We start from the raw sequence: 19,423 nt of genomic DNA, 5'->3' as shown, positions 1-19,423 counted from the left end.
CGGCTCCCGCACCGTGTGCTGCTCGTACACCCCGTTGAGCAGCTGCACGATGTCGGCGCTGATCGGCTCACCGCCCCCGAACCGCGTGGTGAACGGCAGCCCGTCCGCGCCGTACATGTCCACCAGGTACTCGCGCACCTCGGGGTCGATCGTCCACTCGTTGAGGAAGGCGACCTGGTTGAACCAGCAGCGCACCCCGGTGAGCGGGTGACGCACCACGGCGCTGCGGCGTTGCCACGTGCGCAGCCCACCGTCGGACTGCCACTCGAACGCGATCGCGTTGGCGCGGCAGTACCGCTCGACGGCGCCGCGGTCGTCGGTGCCGAACGCCTCGGCATAGGACGCGCCGATGTCGTCGTTGTAGTTGCGCACGAGCATCCAGCCCTCCCGCTCGAACCGGGCGACCAGCTCGGCGGGCAGCGCGGCGAGCACCGTCGGCGCGTCGGCCACCGCCGTTGCCCCGCCCCCGGTGGGCGCGACGAGGCAGGCGAAGACCATCAACCCGGGGAACTCGAGGGCGTAGCTCAGCTCGTGGTGCATGCACATCGGCTGGTTCGCCGGCCACGTCGAGGAGGAGTAGACGCCGTCGGCGAGCCTCTCCCGCGAGGCGAACGCCTCCCGCTCGGCCATCAGGCCCCTGGTGGCGAGGCGGTGGAAGACTGCGCCGGCCCCGGTCGTGTCGCGCAGCCCGAGGCCGCGGACCAGGACCGAGCCGTGCTGGGCGACGAGGGATCGCAATGCGTCCCGGTGCTGCGCCGCCCAGCCCGGCGCGTCGCCGGCCGCGTCGACGCGCAGCATCGGCGGGGCGCCGGGCCGCAGGTCGACGTCGACCAGTGACGCCGCGGATGAGGAGAACATCTCGGATTCCTTTCCGTTGCCGTTCACGACGAGGCGGTTCAGGACGAAGCGGGCATCTCGACGGCGGCGCGGAGCACCGCGCCCGCCGCCTCCGTCGGGCGGGTGCGTGGGAAGTGGTGGCCGCCCCAGGCGAGGACGTGCAGGTCGACGCGGTCGGCCAGCAGCTGCCAGTCGCGGTACCGGCGGGCGAAGTCGACGGTGATCGGATCGTCGACGGCCACGACCGCGGTGACCGGCGCGGACAGCCGCGCCGAAGGCGGGTCGTCCACCGCGTCGGCGAGGTACTGGTGCGCGGACACGCAGTCGTGCCGGTAGGCGGCCCCGACGTGCTCGGCGCGCTCCGGGTCGAGCTCACCGAGCTCGGGGTGGCCACCCCCCGCGCTCAGCTCCAGGGCGATGGCGGCGTCGCTGCGTGCGGTCAGCTGCGCGATCGCAGCACGCCGGTGGGCGGGCTCGCCCAGCAACTGCGCGCCGAGGAACACCCGCCGGACGTCCACCCCGCGTTCCTGCAGCGCCCGGGCGGTGGCCAGGGCGAACGCCGCGCCGGAGGAGTGGCCCCACAGCTGGAGCTCGACCGGGCCGCGCCGCGTGATCTCGTCGACGACCTGCTCGACGACCTGCGCGAGCGGGGCGAACGGCGCGCGCTCGGTGGCCACGTCGTGCCCGGGCAGCTCGACGGCGTGGACCGCGAGCCCGCTGCCGCGCAGCGCCCTGGCCATCGGCTGGAAGTTCACCGCGTTGCCGCCCGCGTAGGGGAAGCAGACCAGGGCACGCGCCTGCGGGCCGTCCGCCGGGGCGAGTGTCTGCACCAGGCCGGCGGGTGGCCTGGAGCGCCGTCCGGACCGGCGGTCGAGCAGCCCTGCCAGGTCGGCGAGGACCGGGTGGCGGGTGAGGTCGGTGAGCGACACCGCCCGATCCAGCGCGATCGCGAGCTTCACCGCCGACAAGGAGGTGCCGCCCCGGTCGAAGAAGTAGTCCAGCCTGCCGATCTGGTGCTGCGGAACGCCGAGCACCGCCGCCCACGCGGCCGCCACCCGCCGTTCGGTGAGCGTGCTCGGCGCGTGGTGGACCTCCTCGACGACGGCGAGCTCGTCCGCGAGCGCCGTCAGCGCCTTGCGGTCGATCTTGCTGTTGGCGGTCAGCGGCAGCCGGTCCCGCCAGTGCACCGTGCCCGGGACCATGTACGCGGGCAGCGACTGCCCCAGCCGCTCCCGAAGGAGGTCGGCCTCGAGCGGCCGGGGCGCCGAGTAGAAGGCCACCAGGTGCTTGCTGCGATCGGCCCGCTCGGCCACCACCACGGCGCCGTCGCGGACGCCCGGCAGCCGCAGCAGCGTGTTCTCGATCTCGCCGATCTCGATCCGGAAGCCCGAGATCTTGACCTGGGAGTCGCGCCGGCCGAGGAACTCCAGCTTGCCGTCGGGGCGCCAGCGGCCGTAGTCCCCGCCCTTGTAGAGCCGGTTGCCCGGCCGGTGCGGATCGGCCAGGTAGGCCTGCCGCGTGCGCTCGGGGTCGTTGACGTACCCGCGGCCCACGCAGACCCCGGAGAAGACGATGAGGCCGGGGGCGCCGAGCGGCACCGGGGACAGGTGCTCGTCGACGACGTAGACGTGCACATTGGACACCGGGCGGCCGAGTGGCACGCGGTCGCCGTCCGGGGCGCGGTCCATGACCTCGTGGTTGGTGTCGTCGGAGGTCTCGGTCAGCCCGTAGGCGTTGACCAGCGGAACACCGGGCTCGGCGGCGAACCAGCGCTGGACGAGCTCCTTCTTCACCGCCTCGCCGGTGGCCGACACGTACCGCAGGTCCGGCAGCGCGCGCGGGTGCTGCTCCAGGCAGGACAGGACGACCTCGAGGTAGGACGGCACCACCTGGAGCACGGCGACGCGGTGCTCGACGAGCGTGTCGACGAACCGCCGGACGTCGAGGATCACCTCCTGCTCGACGAGCAGGGTCCGTCCGCCGACCAGCAGCGCGGAGACGAGCTGCCACAGCGAGATGTCGAAGCACTGGGGCGCGGTCTGCGCGACGACCTGGCCCTCGCCGATCCGGAGATCGTCGATCTTGGCGTAGAGGTGGTTCAGCATGCCCGCGTGCTCACACATCGCGCCCTTGGGCTCGCCGGTGGAGCCGGAGGTGAAGTAGATGTAGGCGAGCTGGTCGGCGCTCACCTCGACGCCGAGGTCGCCGTCGGCGTGGCCCTCCGCGTAGGCCTCGTCCACCTCGATCTTTCGCACGCCGGGCAGCGCGTCGAGGGCCCGGTCGATCGCCGTGGTGCTACCGGCTTCGGTCAGCACGAGCCGGCACCCGGCCCGCGAGAGCGTGGTCGCGATCCGCTCGGGCGGGAAGTGCGGCTCGATCGGCAGGTACACGCCACCGGCCTTGAAGACCGCGATGACGGCCGCCATCCAGTCCAGGTTCCGCTCGGTCACGACCGCGACGACCCCCTCGCGGCCCAACCCGCGCGCCAGCAGGGCCCGTCCCAGCCGGTTGGCGTGCTCGTCGAGCTCCCGGTAGGTCCACCGTCGGTTGCGGTGGACGGCCGCAACCGCGTCCGGATGGGCCCGCACCCGCTCCTCGAACAGCTCGTGGAACCGGCGGTCGGGCAGCTCCCGGCGCGGTCCGGCGAGCCCCTCGATCTGGAAGTCGTGCTCCTCCGCGGAGACCAGGCTCTGCCGCCCGTGCTCGGCGTCGGGGTCCGCGGCGATCGACGCGAGTGCGGTGAGGTGGTACCCGGCGATCCGGGCCGCACAGGCCGCGTCGAGCGCGTCGGTCCGGTACCGCAGGCGCAGCGCGAGCCGCCCACCGTCCTGCGCGACGCCCACCCGCAGCACGACGTCCTCGGCGAGGTCGCCGTCGGCGCCGCGGGCATCGAGGACGGTCTCGAACGACGGCCCGGGCAGGTTCAGCTCGCGCCGGAGGTCGTCGAGGGGGAAGTCCCCGTGCGCCGACAGCGCCGCCGCGACCCGCCGGGCGTCCAGGAGCACCGCGCGCCACGAGCCCGCTCCGACGGTCAGCCGGCACGGCAGCGGATCGGCGCCCGCCGCGGCGACGTAGCCGGTCACGACCTCGCGCTCACCCGACAGCGCGGCCAGCACCGCGGCGTGCGCGGCCAGCAGCACCGCGTCGATCGGCAGGGCCGCCTCGTCGGCGAGCGCGCGCAGCGCCGCCACGTGGTCGTCCGGGATCGGCGCCTCGTGCTCGGCGACGCCCGGCAGAGGTTCGAGCGTCCACGTGGGGATCGCGGTGCACCCGCCGGCCGCGAGCGTCGTGCGCCAGAACTCCCGGTCGGCGTCGGCTGCAATCTCCATCGCGTCGTTCCTCCGTCCAACCACCGTGAAGCCGTTCACGTCACCGGCCTCCTTGAAGTGCAGTCCAGGTCTGTTCGGTGACCGTCCCGTCGACCGGCAGCCCCCGCGAGAACTGGTAGTCGGCCACGGCCTGCTGGGTCGGGGCCAGGTAGCTGCCGTTCAGCGACACGGGCCGGCCGAGCGCGACGACCAGCGCGTGCTGCAAGCGGTGCACGTCCTCGCCGGTGGCCCCGTGGGCGAGCGGGGGGCGGGGTCCGGCGGCGAGCAGCGCCACGGCGGTGGCCCGACCGGCCGTCCCGCGCCGGTCACCGAAGACGTACGTCTCGGCCTGGAACCGCCGCACCGCCTCCGCGGTCGGCTCGTCGAACCGCCCGTGCGCGGGGCCCGCGTAGTACCCGACGCCCTGCAGCTGCCGCTGGAGGGTCACGACCACCGGTCCCTCGCTGCCCGATGCCAGGCCTACGTCCAGGTGAGGCACGTCGGCGAGGCGGAACGGAGGCGCGGTCGACGCGGCGAGCGGGCGGTTCGGCACCGGCACCGATGTCGGCGGCACGGTGGGCGGAGGTCCGGCCGGCACCGGTGCCGCGACCATCGAAGGCGGCACGCTGGGCCGGGGCGCCACGGCGCTCGGGTCAGGCGGGAGCTCGACGCTCGGTCGGGACGACGCCCGGAACTCCAACGCCCTGTTGCCGGCGGCGACCACGGTGCCGGCAGCGATGAGGGGCACCAGCGCACCGGCCAGCAGCAGCGGGGCGCGCCGCCGTGCGGGCGAGGACGTCGGGACGGCCGGGACGGTCGGGGCCGCCGGGGCGAGGTCGCGCAGCTCGCGGGCCGGGTTGCCGCCCCAGCGCGCGTAGGGCGGCACCTCCTCGCCCTTCATGAGGAAGGAGTCGGGGGCGAGGACCGCGCCGTCGCCCACCGTGACGCCGTAATGGACCATGGAGCCGATGCCGAGCGTGCAGCCTGCACCGATCGTGCTGTAGTCGGATTTGAAGGCGGCGTCCTCCTGCGAGTGGCACTGGATCGCGCTCGCCATGTTCAACGTGCAGTCGTCCCCGATGGTGACGAGCGACCGCTCCGGGATCCCGCAGCCGTCGTCGAAGACCCGGTGGCCGATACGAACGCCCAGCAGTCGCGAGATCACGTTCTTGAAGGGGGTGCCACTGAAGATGTTGAGGTACGCGATCGAGCACACCTTCCAGTAGCGCTCGTGCCGCCAGAAGGCAGGCTCGTAGATCGAGCAGAACAGCGGACGCAAGGGCTTGAACCCCGTGACGACCCGTTCGACCAGCACGAAGTAGGCGGCCGTGAACAGGAGGATGAGGACTATGAACAGCGCAACCACGGACGCCCCGAACTGGGTGTAGAAGCTCGCGGCAACGCTGGCCAGCAGGGTGATCCCGAAGAAATGGATCCAGCGGACGAGCAGGTGCCAACCCATGGTGACGATGTTGTGCTTGTTCTTCGCGGCGAGGCGAACACGCAACTCGCGCCTGGTCTTCGGGTGCACCGTGTTGTCCCGCTCCACCGACCGCGGGATCTCGAAGCTGGGCGAGCCCAGGAGCCCGACGCCCTCGCGGATCTCCCCGTCGATCGGAACCATGACCTTCGTGGCGAGGAGACAGTTGTTGCCCGTCCTGCTCTGCGAGGGGTAGGCGATGCCGTTCCCGAGGAAGTTGGACGGCCCGATCGACGCCCGGGACACGCGGAAGGACGTGGTCGAGAAGTGGGCATTGATGATCGACAGCCCGTCGGCGACCATCGTTCCGGTGCCGACCGAGCTCAGGTACGGGGTCTCGTGCTTGACGTTGCCGCCGAAGTTCGAGCCGGTCTGCTTGACGCGGGAGAGGTCGTACCCGATGCCCCGCAGATAGTGGACGATGTACGAGCAGTCACCGAAGAGATTACTCAGGGGCTTCACATTGGTCATACGCGTGATCGTCCGGTGGACCCAGTAGTGGAAGCCGTACAAGCGATAGATCTTGTCCGGCTCGATCGCGAGGTTGAACAGTCGGGGAACCGTTGTCACGACAAGGAGGGCGACGAGGAGAGCCCCGAAGTAGAGCACGAGGGAGGCGATCAGGGCCTGCGAATAGAACGCCCAGCTCGTGAGAGGCAGCTCCTCCGGATTCAGGAGCGCCGCGAGCTGCGGGACTTCGGCAAAGAGGACGGCCGCGCCGGCGAGCCCCAGGGGCAGGTACAGGACCAGCAGGTTCAACAACTGCACGACGGTGAAGACGAACCGCCTCAGCATCCCGCAGGCGGTGGGAGGGACCGCGCGGAAGTCCACGTCGGTCCGCTGCGCCGGGGACCCGTGCCAGCGCTCGCCTGCGGGCACGGCCTGCCCGGGGTACAGCGCGGAGGCATGGCCGAGTTGAGCGCCGTCGCCGAGCGACGTCCCGATGTCGAGCACGGTCGCCTCACTGACGACCACGTTCCTGCCCATCGTGACCGAGCCGATCTGGATCATACCGGCGTGGGCCCGATAGCAGGTGAAGTGCGAGTCCTTACGGATGACCGTGCCGTCGCCGATGCTGAGCAGGTCGGTGCACACGGGGAAGCTCCGCGAGAAGATCGCGACCCCGCGCCCGATCTTCGCACCCAGTGCCCTGAGATAGAGCACATAGAGCGGGGAACCGACGAACATGACCAGCGGATTCGACCGGACCAGCGTCTTGACGAGCCAGAACCGGACGTACGACAGGCTCCAGATGCGGATCTGCTGGGGCTTCCATCGGCCGACGAGCACCCACTTCGCCAGAATGGGGAGGGCGCACATGCCGAGGAACCCCGCACCGCCGAACAGCACCGCCCGGACGTAGATCTCGATCACACCTGATCCGGCCGATGCCCACTCGTATCCGCCGGTCAGGAGGAGCGCAGCCAGGAAGGAATATCCGACGAAGAACAGGAACTGCAGTGCTCCGCAGAAGACGTACTGCGCGGTGCTGGCAGGCCTCGTCACCTCGATCGACGCCGGCACCGACGGCTCGACAGCAGCGGGAGCGGTATCCGCGAGCGCCACTGCGAGGCTGCTGATCGTCGGGTGGGCGTAGATGTCCTTCATCGACACCGACGGCAGGTCCGCCCGCTTCCGCACGCGCGCACAGAACCGGGCCATCACCATCGAGTCGGCATCCAGGTCGTCGAAGAAATGACTGTCGAGCGTCACCCGATCGACGCCCACGACCTCGGCCAGGAGCCCGGCCAGAACGCCCTCGAGCGGAGCGGACGTGGCGGGCGGCGCGACCGGGAACGCGACGGCGATGCTCCGGATCGTCGGATGCTGGTAGATGTCCTTCATCGACACCGACGGCAGGTCCGCCCGCTTCCGCACGCGCGCACAGAACCGGGCCATCACCATCGAGTCGGCACCCAGGTCGTCGAAGAAATGACTGTCGAGCGTCACCCGATCGACGCCCACGACCTCGGCCAGGAGCCCGGCCAGAACGCCCTCGAGCGGAGCGGACGTGGCGGGCGGCGCGACCGGGAACGCGACGGCGATGCTCCGGATCGTCGGATGCTGGTAGATGTCCTTCATCGACACCGACGGCAGGTCCGCCCGCTTCCGCAGCCGCGCACAGAACCGGGCCATCACCATCGAGTCGGCACCCAGGTCGTCGAAGAAGTGGCTGTCCACCGACACCCGATCGACCTTCATGACGGCTGCCAGCACCTCGGCGAGGACTGCCTCCGTGCCGGTCGTCGGACCCTCGAAATCGTCGGCGAGAAACGAGGACGGGTCCGGCTCGACCGTCAGGACGTCGATGGTTTCTCCTATCACGTGGGTCCCCTTCGACCAGGCGTGAAGATGTCGCGACACGTTCGGCGGGCGCACGACGAACGGGCGCCGGAAGAGAAAGAGCAGCTCCTGGCTGCAGCACAACGGAGATCACCGAGGCAATGAGGTCGTCACTGCCGTGGCTCCGAGGACTGGGAACGATCCGATCCGGCGGTGCCGGCGGAATGCGCTAGGCGCTGTGCGGGAACACTCTCTCGGTCAGCACGAGGACCTCCAGATGGCGGGCGGCCCGCCCGGGTGCGACTTCGTCCGGGCCTGCCGGACGTGCGGTCGGGCGTGAGTGCTGCGTGATGGACGGGGCCCGGTTCGGCGGACCCGTGACGGGGTGGCAGATCGACACGATCTGCGCGCGCCGCCTTCGGTCACGCCGACAGGGTGGACGATCGGCATCTTCGGCCCCTCCCCGTTCTCGACAACCTCGGCGACCCGAACGACCACGGTGATCCATCGCTTGACCAGCGCTTTCGCCGCTCGGTGTGGCGTAGGAGTCGACGCAGGAGCCCTCAGCGTTTCCTTCGGACGAGCATTCACTCGAAAGGAGGAGCAAACCCCGTGTCACCAGCGAGGATGTTCGCGTGCGGCGGCGGGCAGGTGAGCGGCTGCTGACCCGGGCGGGGATGGGCTTGTCGGGTGAGCGGGCTGTGCTGCACCTTGCCCAACACGGCGGACCAGGCGCAGCGCGGGCGGCGCAGCGCAAACCCCGGCGCATCGTTCGCGGCTCTCGGGGCGCGAGCCGAGTGGTTCTCCGCCGGCCGCCCCCTGGACTACGGCTACGGGCCGGGCTCGCCCCTCGCCAAGCTCGTCGACGTCGGACGATCGTGACCGGGTTCCTCGCGAGCGGTCGGGGCGCACGTGGACGCGTCGGTGCAGCGGACAGCGTGCTCGTGGAGGCGGCGGCGATGTGCGCGTTCGCCGTCGGGTGGATGGAACGGCACTGCCCCGCCTGAACCGGGCAGCCCCCGCAGATGCCGAGCCACCCTGGCCGTCATCGCCTGCCGCACATATCATCGTCCGATGGCGATGGATGGATGTGAGCCCGCGCCCGGACCTGCGGTGGCGCTGTTCCGTTCGCTCGGGGACCCAACGCGGCTGGCGATCGTGATGCGGCTCGCCGACGGTGAGGCACGTGTGGTCGACCTGACCCGCGGGCTCGGGTTGGCGCAGTCGACGGTGTCGAAGCACCTCGCCTGCCTGCGGGACTGCCGGTTGGTGGACTTCCGCACCGAGGGCCGGCAGTCGTTCTACAGCTTGACGCATCCGGAGCTGATCGACTTGCTGCGCAGCGCCGAGAGCCTGCTCGCGCGTACCGGCGATGCGGTGGCGCTCTGCCCGGTCTACGGCGAGCCGCAGGTCAAGGAGCAGGTGGCGTCATGAGTGATCTCGCCATCCCCTCGGATCGTCGCAATGTCCTGCGCCGGCGCATCCGGCTGCTGGTCGCGGCGACGATCACCTACAACGTGATCGAGGCGGTCATCGCGGTTGCCGCCGGCACGGTGGCCAACTCGGTGGCCCTGATCGGGTTCGGGTTGGACTCGGTGATCGAGGTCGCCTCCGCGGCCGCGGTCGCCTGGCAGTTCAGCGGCGGCGACCCGGAGCGCCGGGAGCGAACCGCCCTGCGCGTGATCGCCGGATCGTTCTTCGCGCTCGCCGCCTTCGTCACGGTGGAAGCCACCCGGACGCTGCTCGGCGGTGCGGAGCCCGAGCGTTCGACCGTCGGGATCGTGCTGGTGTCGGTCAGCGTCGTCGTGATGCCGTTCCTGTCCTGGGCGCAGCGTCGCGCAGGCCGCGAACTCGGGTCGGCGAGCGCCGTTGCCGACTCCCGGCAGACCCTGTTGTGCACGTACCTCTCGGCCGGCGTCCTCGTCGGCCTGGTTCTCAACGCCGCGCTCGGGTGGTGGTGGGCGGACCCGGTGGTCGCGCTCGGCCTGGCCGTCGTCGCCGTCAGAGAGGGTCGTGAGGCCCTCCGCGGGCGCACGTGCTGCCCGACCCTTCCCGTCGAGGTCGTGGACGAGGGCGCGGTCGACGGGTGCGGCTGCGTGGGCTCGTGCTGCTCGGGGGAGGTCACGGCAAAACCTGGCGGAAAGAGCTAGTTGCACGCACGTCCCATCGCGACCCGCCCCCGCGTGTCGGTCCCGCGTTCCGCGGAACGCGGTGCCCTCGTCGGCGCCGGTCCGGTGCACGAGACGGGATCGGCCGTTTCTGCTGGCTGACGCCAGTGGAGCGGGCGACGGGAATCGAACCCGCGTAGCCAGTTTGGAAGGCAACCGATCAACATAGAAGTGGGCCTCTACCTGCGGCAATCCTCATCGGGTCGGCATCATCGCCCGACGGATATCGCACCGTTCGACCATCGTTCGCGGCACATGACGTGGCACGGGGCACTGCTCACCCGATGTCACGTGCTGTGATCGACGCCGGCCACGAGGGGGGTCCGGGGCGACCGGATACTGGCCATGCGGTGGCCGCTTGGCGTAGTGCCTCGTCGACCACGGCCGGGCGCTCGTGTGCGTGCTCGGGGCGGCGGACGGTGACCCCGGCGCCGATGAGCATGGTCAGGTCCAGTGTCCACACGCGAGCCGATCTTTCGATCCACAGGTTCTGGGCGGCGTGGACGTGGGCGTGTGCCTGGGCCTGGGTCATGCCGGTGACGTGCCGTAGGTGCGCGAACGCCTCGTCGGTGCGGCCGGTGATGTTGGCGTAGCCGAAGTGGGTCACGAGGTGGCAGGGCGAGCACAGGCAGATCAGCCGGCGCAGGGCCTGGACGCCAGTGCGGTCGTCGTAGTGCCAGCGTTCGTGGACCTCCAGCCAGCGCCCGGTAGGGCGGTCCTCGCCGTCCCCGCAGGCTTCGCAGCGGTGCCCGGCGCGGCGCAGGATTGGCCGGCGCAGCCGTTCCCAGTCCTGCGGGCTGATGCAGGAGCGGATTCTGTGGAATCCGGACTGGGCGTTGTGTCCGTTTCGGTGCGGGCCTTAACGCGACGCTGAAGGTCGCTGGGCGCTGGACTGGTTCCCGGAGACCGGAGTGATCGGGAGCAGTGTCGCCGTGGCCGGGACCGCGAGTTCGCGCGGTGTCGGTCCGGCCGGGGTCGGGGTGTCGACGAGGCGCTCGAGGAGTTGATGGAGCGCGGCCTGGCCGTCGTCGATGGCAGCCTGTTCCTCATCGCTCAGGGGGATGTTGGCCAGCATCTGCTGCAGGTTGTCCTTGGCTTCGAGCAGCCCTGCCTTGCTGGAGGCCTTAGGGGTGTAGAAGTCGCAGCGGGCGCAGGCCATGCGGTGCGGGCACTGCTCAAAGAAGGTGTAGGTGCAGTAGCCGTGGCCGAGGTCGTAGTACTGCCAGGGCTCTCCGGCCGCTGCCGCCCCGGAGGTCACGGCGTCGCGGTCGACGAGGACCTCGATGGCGCGCACGTTGCGGGCGAAGTAGCCGGCGTCGGTGTAGGCGCGGGCCAGCGTGTTCGGGGTGATCTTCGCGTAGTGCTGGGTCGTCTCGGGTGAGCGGTGGTTGAGCCAGGCTTGGAGCTCGAACAGTGTCATGGGTTCTTTGGCGTTGTAGAGCTGGCTGGCGATGGTCGACCGCGCCCGGTGGCTGGTGATGTTGCCGCGGGCGTCCGCGGTGGGCACTCCGGCCTTGGCGCAGAGCGCCGGGATGATCGTTCGGTTGAGGTAGGACTTCCCGACCGGCCGCGCCCGATGGGCGAACAGGAACTCGACCCGCTCTCCAGTCTTGCGGTCGGGCATCGCCGGTTGTGCGCGGCGCTCGGCCTGCCAGGTCTCGAGCGCCTTGCCGAGGACGGGGTCGACCGGCTTGGTGAACGCCGTCCCGGTCTTGTGGACCGGAACGTCGAGCAGACAGACCCGGCCCTGGGCCAGGACGCCGTCGCTGTCGCCGGGGGGCCGCGCGCCGTCATGCTGCCAGCGGACACAGCCGACGCGCAGCCGCATGATCTCGTCGCTGCGCAGCCCGCTGAACAGCCAGCTCAGGGTGAGCGCGCGGATCAGCGTGATCGGGTAGAACAGCCCGCTCGGGTTGGACGGCAGGTCGTCGGGCTCGAGGTTGAGCCCGGCCCAGAGGGGCTTGGCCCACACATCGTCGGCGATGGTGCGCGGATCGGGTCCGATCAGCGCCAGCAGGCTGCGGGGGCAGGCCAGGGCGCGGGCGGGATCGAACCGGCGCGGGATCCATTCCCATTCCTGGCAGTCGCGGAAGAAGGTGCGCACGGCGTTGAGGTGACCGGACCGGGTGCGCGCCGACAACGGCTCGCCGAGCCGACCCTCGTCCAGAGCGTCGTGGCGCTGGATGAACTCGCCGAGCGTCATGCTGTTGACCCGGGCGACCCAGCTCGCGCACGTCTGCCGGGTCCAGTCCTCCGGCCCGGTGATGCCGGTATGTTCGGTGGCCAGCCATCGTCCGACCTTGGCGAGCACGCCGTAGTAGCCCTGCAGCGCGCGCGGAGTCAGCGTCGAGGTGGCCCGCCACCGATCGACCCACCGCATCCAGTCCGAGCTGGCGCCCTCGACCGGCTGCGCGGTGACCCCGTGGGGCTGGCGTGGTTGGCCGGTGTGGCCGAGCTCGGCCAGCGCGCGGTGCACGCGGTAGGCCTGACCGCGGGTCTTGTGCGTGATGGCGGGGTGTTCGCGCAGCTCGAGGACAGCGGCATCGTCGAGGTCGGCGAGGCGGGGACTGTGGTTGACCAGCAACATCAACGAGACGGTCGTATCGACGGTGGCTCCGGTCTGCTGATCGGTCTGGTGACCCCAGCCCGTCAGGACGTTCCGGACGGGCCCGATGGCGGCGTCGACCTCCGCGCGGCCGAAACACTCGTCGGGCCAGGGCCAGGCTCCAGAGCCGGGTCAGGCGGTGGAAGGCGACGAATCCGGTCAGCAGGTAGGCGTAGCTCACGATGTGCAGTCGTGCGGCCGGTCGATCGACTCGGGCCAGGGCGCGGTGAACGCCGCCGTTCCGGGTCCGATCAGCGCCGCCCAGGTCTCGGGCGACCACTCCCAGAACGAGGTCTCGTTCTGCCCGCAGGTCCAGAGGATCATGCCGACGGCGTCGTCGGCGGCTCGCCGCTGTCGCCGACCAGGCCCCTCGTCCCGGGGCACCTGCACCACGGCGCGGGCGCGATGGAGCGGCTCGAGCAGCCGGCGGATTCGGCGCCAGGCCAGACTGCGCTCGTCGGACCCCGGCGGGCGGCGCACCTTGTAGCCCAGCTCGCGGAGCGCGGCCACCTCCGCCGTGGTGAGGGCGGACCGGTCCCAGCCGTCCAGATCGATCGGCCAGACCCAGCCGCCGCGTGACCGGGCCCGGTGAGCGGGTGCGGGGCTCCTCGCGGTGACCTGCCGGCCATCATCGGGGGTGGTCACGGTGCGAGCCCGGTGTCGGCTGCGGTGAGGTGCTCGACCCGCCACGCGTGGATGTGTTTCATCCCGCGGCTGAGCTTGTCGGCCAGGTCCCGCCCGGACAGGTGGATGTAGTCCAGGGTGGAGTCGGTGTTGCGGTGCCCGGCGAAGGTCGCGATGGCGTGCAGCTCCCAGCCCATCCGGGCCAGGTCGGTCAGACACAGGTGCCGGGTGGTGTGCGTGGAGAAGCCCGGCACACCGGCGTCCTGCGCGATCCGGTGTACCACCTTCGACCACGTCCACAAGGTCAGCGGCTGACCGGGGTTGCGCCGCGACTCGGACAGGAACAGCGGCCCGCGAGCCCGGCTCAACGTCGCCCGGTGGGCGAGGTACTGCGACAACAGCACCCCGGTCGGTGCCGAGTATGGGACGACGCGTTCGCGACGGTTCTTGGTTGTCTCGGCCCGCACCCGCAGCGTCCGGTGCGCCGGGTCCAGATCATCGGTTCGCAGGCTGCACAGTTCCTCCCGCCGCAATGCGGCGTCATAGCCCAACGCGAGCATCAACCGGTTGCGGATCCGCTCCTTGCTGGTCACCAGCAGGATCGCGTTCCATTGGTCGTCGGACGGGATCCAGGGCAGCGTACGCAGGCGAGGGACCAGGCCGCGCTCGCTTCCGCCTCGTCCCCGATTCGGTGTGTGCCGGCCCCGCCCGACCGGGTTGGCCTGCCGCAGGCCCTCCTCGACCAGGAAGTCGTAGAACAAGCGCACGGGCACCAGCCGCTGCTGGATCGTGGCGTTCGCCAACCCCGCCCCCGAGTCGAGAGCCACCACGTTGCCGCCGCGCCGGCTGGGGCGCTGGCGAAGCTCGCGCACGTAGCCGGCGATATCGGCGCGCGTGGCTGTCAGCGGGTCGACGCCGTCGCGGTCGCACGCGGACAGGAACTCGGCCAGGCCCCGCGTGTAGGCGTCAAGGGTCCGCGGCGCCCGGCCCAGGTCGTCCAACATCCGCAACCAGATCAACACCTGCTCATGGCCGAGCAGCACCGGCCACTTCTCCTCCGGAACCATCAACCCGATCAACGAGCGGGCGCAGCATCCGGTCCACCGGGCTTCCGCCGACGATCATCAACGGACAACGAGAACCCCGGGGGCGGCGGACAACAGAGCCGCATGCGACCGGACAACGGCCCTCCCCAGGGACGAGCGACGGGCCGGAGGTAGGCATCGCGCGCCGCCAATACCGGGGCTAACGGCGTCAGTCAGGTCCCGGTTGTCGCCCCGTCATCGAGACGGTTCATCGAACTAGGCTTCCGGCACTTCCCCAGGTCACGTGCTGCATTGCGCCGCTCACACGCGGAGGGCCGGTGAGCGTTCCCTTGCGGGTAAGGCGCGGACCTGCCACTGACACCGTCAGGACCATGCCGGGGACCTCACACCGCGCTGGCTCGGGGTCCCGCCCGGGACCCCGAGCTGCGCGCGGCAGTGGGCCGCGGATCAGCTGACGCGGCGATAGCGGATGTGGCTGGCCAGCGGGGAGTGAAGCACCTCGGCAGGCTCGAAGCCGAAGGCCTCAATCCCGTCGAAGATCCGCTCGCCCGAACCGAGCAGGACGGGCGCGATGTCGAGGGTGAGCTCGTCGATCACCCCGGCTGCCAGTGCCTGTCGGACGGTCGAGGCACCGCCTGCGATGTCCACGCCTCTGTCGCCGGCGGCCTGGCACGCCGCGGAATAGGCCGCGTCGAAGCCGTCGGTGACGAAGTGGAACGTCGTTCCCCCGTCCATCTGGATCGGATCGTGGCGGTGATGGGTCAGCACGAACACCGGTGCGTGATACGGCGGTTCAGAGCCCCACCAGCCCGACCAGTCCTCATCCCACTCCCCGCGGATCGGGCCGAACATGTTCCGACCCATGACATACGCGCCCCTCGGGCGCATCAGCCACCCGTTCGCGACCTTGTCCGCGTCGTTGGCCCGGGGGTCGCCGATGTGCCAGCCGTGCACCTCCCGCCCCCGCTTTCCAAGGGGATGTTCCCGGCTCTGGTCAGGCCCGGCGACGAAGCCGTCCACTGAGATCGACATGTGGCAGGTGGTGTCCGACACCGTGAACCTCCGGAGTGATTGCGACTTGCAAGCGGTCGTGCGGCCGAGAGCCAGAATCGAGGGAGAGACCCTCGTCCGCCTGGGAGTAGACCGGCGGCCGAACGCAGAATCATCGGCGGTGCGGCGGGCCCCCTACGGATCAAGGCGCTGGTGCGGTGTCCGCTCAGGGATCCTCTTGCGGCACGGCATGCCGTCGCCTGAGCGACGCTTGGACTGCTGAGCGCGCCAGCGCGGCGAAGGACTCCGCCGCTTCGTCACCGCCACCGGCGCCCCTCTTCGCTTCTTGATCAGCCGCGTCCCGGAGGCCTAGCCCTGGCCTAGCCCGCCGAGCGATTCCACATAACTTGTACGTTGGTGAACCAGCACGAGCGCGGTACGAGGTCGACGAACAGACCTGCCCCGAACGCGCGGTCCTCCCCGGGTAGCAGCTCGGGCACCTCGGGGCGGGCGGCCCACCGCTTCAGCCCTGCCGTCGGCGGGCGCGGGTCGTACCAGCGGCGCACGCTCGGGTCCCAGCGGGCGCCGAGGGCCTTCGCGGCGTCCTTCTCCGCGTAGGGCACGTCCAAGTAGGCGCGGCTGGCGTTGCTGGCACGCGGGTGTGGGACGGAGGGTTCGTGCACCATCGGTGATCCCCCGGTCGCTCGACGTGGGCACTGCTGGTCAGGGTCGCATCCGGCGCCGGTCCCGCGCCAGGTGTCCGCGCGACGCGGCCCGCCCGGGGCTGTCGATGACCTGGGTTCCACCGCGAGTGGCAGGGGACACCGGTTAGAGGATGGTCTCGTCGGTTGCGCCGGGCTGGGCGAACGCGCGGCCGATGCTCTCGAATGCCTCCTCGTCGTAGGCGGGGCCGCTGTTCGTGGCAAGGACCGTCGTGTCCCACAGCCTGGCGCCGTCGGGTCGCGGGGTCAGCAGAACCGCAACCGTCCACGGGAAGTCGGGCCCTGTCGCACCCGCCTGGTGAAGGAACCTCTGCCTGCGGTGAAGCACCCAAGTCTGGAACAGCTGCTGATGGTAGCCAGTGAACTGCGAGTACACGCTGAACGTGAGCTGGAGTTGGCCGCCGTCGATGTAGGTGATTCGGTGCTGTGCGCGCAACTCGTCGGCCGGTGAGAGGGCGCAGTGGTCGATGCGGCGCAACAGCGTCCGGCCAAGCTCGGCGCGGTGGCCCACCCAGAACTTGTCGATGAGCGCGAGGACGTGAAGCCGGGTGCGTTCGTCGCCTGCCATATCGGTGTTGGCAATGTCTTCGAGGATGCGGTGGAAGACTGAGTGGCCAATGGCGTCAGCCGTGTCGGCCGGCTCGCGAGGAAGCGTTGGGCCGCTGGTCTGAGTGGCGCCGGCTTCGACCATCCACGCCGCCATCGGATCTGGTTCTGCGTGCTCGTCCTTGTCGGCGAGGTCGAAGTAGCGGCCGACCTCCGTGCCGAGCGCGATGCGTTCCTTGTCAGCGACGCGGTGGGCGTAGTCCACGACCGCTGACACTGACCGCAGCTGGTCCCACAGGAACTCCCAGTCGCGACGCAGCAGGATGAGCCCGTTCTTTTCCGGTTCCTGGTCGGGAACGACGTCATCCGGCGGGCTCGGATGATCCAAGATCACTACGGGCACCCAGTCGATGGTGTCGCCGGGCAGCTCGACCTCCCGGTCCCGGAAGTTCGTGAGGGACAGGTTGGGGTCGGGCAGGGTTGACCGGATCGTGCCGTGAGCCTGCCGCAACCCTTCGCCCGCCTTTTTCCTCAGCCAGCTCGACTCCCGGGTGGCGACTGTCGTGGCGCCGTCGCGCGCCTTCACCTGGAGCACGATGCCGCGGTTGCCGGTAACGAGGGTTCCGTCACCGATCTCACGTCGCCCCGGCCCCTTGGTGACGACCTTCGCGTGGAACGCGAAGTCCGGCAGACCCCACGCGGCGGCGGCCTCCAGGGCGGCCAGCTCGGTGCCGGTGCCTAGCGGCAGGGATGGTTCGGGCGGGCTGGCCTCCGGGATCTCGCGCCCGACGACTCGGTCGCCGTCGAGACGCAGCAACGTGTACGTGCCGTCGTCCCCGCGGAAGCTGGCGAGGTTCAGATCAGACGCGGTGAGACCCTCCCGCGCCTCGGTCTCCTGTTCGGCGCTTTCGAAGACGACGGGCTTCCACAGGGTCGACGCGGCGGTCGGTGCAAGGTCATCGAGACGACCAAACTGCTGGAGGAATGTCGGTGTGCTCACGGACCGCTCGAGCCCGTCGATGAGGTGCGTCGCGGCAGCAAGGAGGTTCCGCGAGCGAGCCTGGAAGTTGTCGTCGATGTTCGCCGGCCACGGCGGTACGGTGAGGGCTAGGTCGAGCGCAACATTCGGGAGCACCTCGACCTGGCCGGCAGCCTCCGGCGGGTCGACTTGGAAGGTCGCCAACAGCCGCGGAGACGTTAGCGGCCCATCGGACTTGGTCTCAAACCACACCAGCGTCGCGTCATCGGGAAGGCGGAGGTCCGGCCCGGTGTGCGTTGCCCACCCGCACACGAGCCGCTCGCCCTGCCCCAGCGCGGCGAGGGCAGCGGCCAGGCAACTCATGTGGGTGCCGACGAACACGGCCGCCGAGCTTCCGGCGGTGAACGGCTGGAACTTGCGCAGCACCCGCACCTGGTCTGGGCGCAGGCCGAGGAGGTGACCGTTCGGCACAAGCGCATCGAACTCCTCGGCCGTCGTCATGAGCGGCATCCGATGCAGGTCCGGGTCGACCGGCCACATCGGCGTGCACACCGTCTGCGCGGCGGCCAGCACAGCTGCGTCCAACGACTCCTTCACCGACTTCAAGAAGGCAGCCGCGCGCCGGTCGAATGCCTCTGCCGCCTCCTCCGCGATGTAGCTCCCCGCCCGCAACTCACCGCGGCCGTCCTCGCCAGTGTCCAACCACGCCCCGAACACGTCATCCGGGTCGAGGCCGTTCCACACCTCGACGATCTGTTCGCGTGCCGTGGCGGCTTAGCCAGCCGACGTCTCGCGGCAGCAAACACTTCCAGGTGCGGCTCAGCACGGGAACCCACGGCAGCAGTTTGCATCACGCCACCGACAAGTCGCCCATCGAGTCGGAGCAGTGCGAGGGGCCTCCCGATCAGCCGACCTTCCTTCGCCGTGGCGGGCACATGTCAACCAGTTGTGCTGATCTCGGCATGGGCGGACGTCCCAGAAGCCGAACCGCAAGCGCACACCGCCGCGAGACTTACCCGAGCGGCAATGCCGTGACAGGCAGAGTCTCAGATGCGCCCGTACGGAACGATTCTCGGTGAGCGGGGCTTTCCGAACGTCGACACGCGGTCCATGACGAGCGCGGTGGGCCGCCATAGCTGCAGGGCGTCGTCCTTGGCCTCGTCGTCACCGGCGCTGCTCGCGGTCGGCGCTGCCCTCATCGACCTCACCGCCGTCGCCGTCGGCACCGGGGTCGCTGTCGCCCGGGACACCGGGCAGATCCGGGGCGAAGTCCTCGCCGCACACGCCGCAGGTGATCGGGCCGGCGTCCAGCACCGACGGGGCGACCCGGATCCGGCGGCCGCACCCACACACGCACGGCGGCGGGCTCGGCTTCTTCCCCCGGCTCCCGGTGCTCTCCACGGCCCGGTGCAGCCGCAGCGCCCGCCCGAGCTCGTCGATCACCTGCGCGTAGGCGTCGAGGGTGGCGGCTGGGATCGTGGTCGGGGACCAGCCGATGCGGTCGTCCTTGGTGACCTCGATCCCGAGCTCCTCGGCCAGCGCCTTGAACCGGGCGTTGTGCCAGCGGCCCTGGCGGGAGGTGTCCTTGATGCCGCGGACGTGGGCCAGGGCGTGCGCGGCCTCGTGCAGCAGCGTCGCGAGCACCTCGGCCGGGCCGCGGGCGAGTCCCTCCCCGCCGACGAACACCTCCGGCAGCCGCACCGGCGCGCTAGGCCGCGTCCCGCGGATCATGAACGCGGTCTTCGCGCCCAGATGGTCCCTGGCTGCGTTGTCGGCAGGCCCGGGTACGTCAAGTACGACGGCGCCTACCTCCGCCTTGCCAGGAACCATCTGGA

Annotated in this window: 13 protein-coding genes and 1 pseudogene; 3 read left to right on the top strand and 11 right to left on the bottom strand. The window is 70.5% G+C overall.

Annotated features, from left to right (window positions below; genetic code table 11):
• From KME75_RS28535 to KME75_RS28520, 3 genes are all read right to left on the bottom strand, one after another.
• On the bottom strand, positions 1-858 hold an 858-nt coding region (locus KME75_RS28535), incomplete at its 3' end, for a TauD/TfdA family dioxygenase (RefSeq protein WP_219417979.1).
• A gap of 38 nt (positions 859-896) precedes the next feature.
• A complete protein-coding gene (locus KME75_RS28530) occupies positions 897-4,166 on the bottom strand; it encodes a non-ribosomal peptide synthetase (RefSeq protein WP_219417978.1) in 3,270 nt (1,089 codons plus the stop codon).
• A 40-nt stretch (positions 4,167-4,206) separates the two neighbouring features.
• Positions 4,207-7,950, bottom strand: coding sequence for a Pls/PosA family non-ribosomal peptide synthetase (locus KME75_RS28520; RefSeq protein WP_308283170.1), 3,744 nt, complete (start codon positions 7,948-7,950; stop codon positions 4,207-4,209).
• A 648-nt stretch (positions 7,951-8,598) separates the two neighbouring features.
• Between KME75_RS28520 and KME75_RS28510 the strand changes: the two genes are divergently transcribed.
• The 3 genes from KME75_RS28510 to KME75_RS28500 all read left to right on the top strand — a co-directional run bounded on the left by KME75_RS28510 (position 8,599) and on the right by KME75_RS28500 (position 10,058).
• Positions 8,599-8,790: an AAC(3) family N-acetyltransferase gene (locus tag KME75_RS28510; protein WP_219417977.1), complete on the top strand. Its 192-nt coding sequence runs from the start codon at positions 8,599-8,601 to the stop codon at positions 8,788-8,790.
• Positions 8,791-8,982: 192 nt separating this feature from the next.
• A complete protein-coding gene (locus KME75_RS28505) occupies positions 8,983-9,342 on the top strand; it encodes an ArsR/SmtB family transcription factor (protein WP_372452687.1) in 360 nt (119 codons plus the stop codon).
• Positions 9,339-10,058 carry a cation diffusion facilitator family transporter gene (locus tag KME75_RS28500; RefSeq protein WP_219417976.1) on the top strand — a complete coding sequence of 240 codons (720 nt, stop codon included), beginning with the start codon at positions 9,339-9,341 and terminating at the stop codon, positions 10,056-10,058. The genes KME75_RS28505 and KME75_RS28500 overlap by 4 nt, the downstream gene beginning before the upstream one ends.
• 295 nt (positions 10,059-10,353) lie before the next feature.
• On the opposite strand, the gene KME75_RS28495 is transcribed toward KME75_RS28500, so the two are convergent.
• The 8 genes and pseudogenes from KME75_RS28495 to KME75_RS28460 form a co-directional block, all read right to left on the bottom strand.
• The gene (locus tag KME75_RS28495) at positions 10,354-10,683 is read right to left on the bottom strand and encodes a hypothetical protein (RefSeq protein ID WP_219417975.1); all 330 of its coding nucleotides are present in this window, start codon (positions 10,681-10,683) and stop codon (positions 10,354-10,356) included.
• Between the two features lie 252 nt (positions 10,684-10,935).
• Positions 10,936-12,663: a tyrosine-type recombinase/integrase gene (locus KME75_RS28490; RefSeq protein WP_219417974.1), complete on the bottom strand. Its 1,728-nt coding sequence runs from the start codon at positions 12,661-12,663 to the stop codon at positions 10,936-10,938.
• A 195-nt stretch (positions 12,664-12,858) separates the two neighbouring features.
• A complete protein-coding gene (locus KME75_RS28485) occupies positions 12,859-13,326 on the bottom strand; it encodes a hypothetical protein (protein ID WP_219417973.1) in 468 nt (155 codons plus the stop codon).
• Entirely contained in the window at positions 13,323-14,372 is a 1,050-nt protein-coding gene (locus tag KME75_RS28480) for a tyrosine-type recombinase/integrase (protein ID WP_219417972.1), read from the bottom strand. Before KME75_RS28480 ends, KME75_RS28485 begins: the two co-directional genes overlap by 4 nt.
• A 426-nt stretch (positions 14,373-14,798) precedes the next feature.
• On the bottom strand, positions 14,799-15,404 hold the full coding sequence (locus KME75_RS28475; protein ID WP_308283167.1) for a dihydrofolate reductase family protein: 606 nt from the start codon (positions 15,402-15,404) through the stop codon (positions 14,799-14,801).
• A 317-nt stretch (positions 15,405-15,721) separates the two neighbouring features.
• Positions 15,722-16,027, bottom strand: coding sequence for a DUF5710 domain-containing protein (locus tag KME75_RS28470; protein ID WP_219417971.1), 306 nt, complete (start codon positions 16,025-16,027; stop codon positions 15,722-15,724).
• A 142-nt stretch (positions 16,028-16,169) separates the two neighbouring features.
• Positions 16,170-18,332, bottom strand: coding sequence for a hypothetical protein (locus KME75_RS28465; RefSeq protein ID WP_219417970.1), 2,163 nt, complete (start codon positions 18,330-18,332; stop codon positions 16,170-16,172).
• Positions 18,333-18,752: 420 nt separating this feature from the next.
• A pseudogene (locus KME75_RS28460) lies at positions 18,753-19,423 on the bottom strand (hypothetical protein); the annotation flags it as partial.

It is taken from the genome of Pseudonocardia nigra (assembly GCF_019396355.1).
Taxonomy (GTDB): Bacteria; Actinomycetota; Actinomycetes; order Mycobacteriales; family Pseudonocardiaceae; genus Pseudonocardia; species Pseudonocardia nigra.
Note: the sequence above shows the minus strand (reverse complement) of the source record. Positions and strands in the feature narration are given on the sequence as shown.

What these genes read in the sequence shown, in the direction of transcription:
- KME75_RS28530 (WP_219417978.1), bottom strand. Translation starts at nt 4,166, where the DNA reads ATGGAGATTGCAGCCGACGCCGACCGGGAGTTCTGGCGCACGACGCTC.
- KME75_RS28505 (WP_372452687.1), top strand. Translation starts at nt 8,983, where the DNA reads ATGGCGATGGATGGATGTGAGCCCGCGCCCGGACCTGCGGTGGCGCTG.
- KME75_RS28500 (WP_219417976.1), top strand. Translation starts at nt 9,339, where the DNA reads ATGAGTGATCTCGCCATCCCCTCGGATCGTCGCAATGTCCTGCGCCGG.
- KME75_RS28490 (WP_219417974.1), bottom strand. Translation starts at nt 12,663, where the DNA reads ATGTTGCTGGTCAACCACAGTCCCCGCCTCGCCGACCTCGACGATGCC.
- KME75_RS28480 (WP_219417972.1), bottom strand. Translation starts at nt 14,372, where the DNA reads ATGGTTCCGGAGGAGAAGTGGCCGGTGCTGCTCGGCCATGAGCAGGTG.
- KME75_RS28470 (WP_219417971.1), bottom strand. Translation starts at nt 16,027, where the DNA reads ATGGTGCACGAACCCTCCGTCCCACACCCGCGTGCCAGCAACGCCAGC.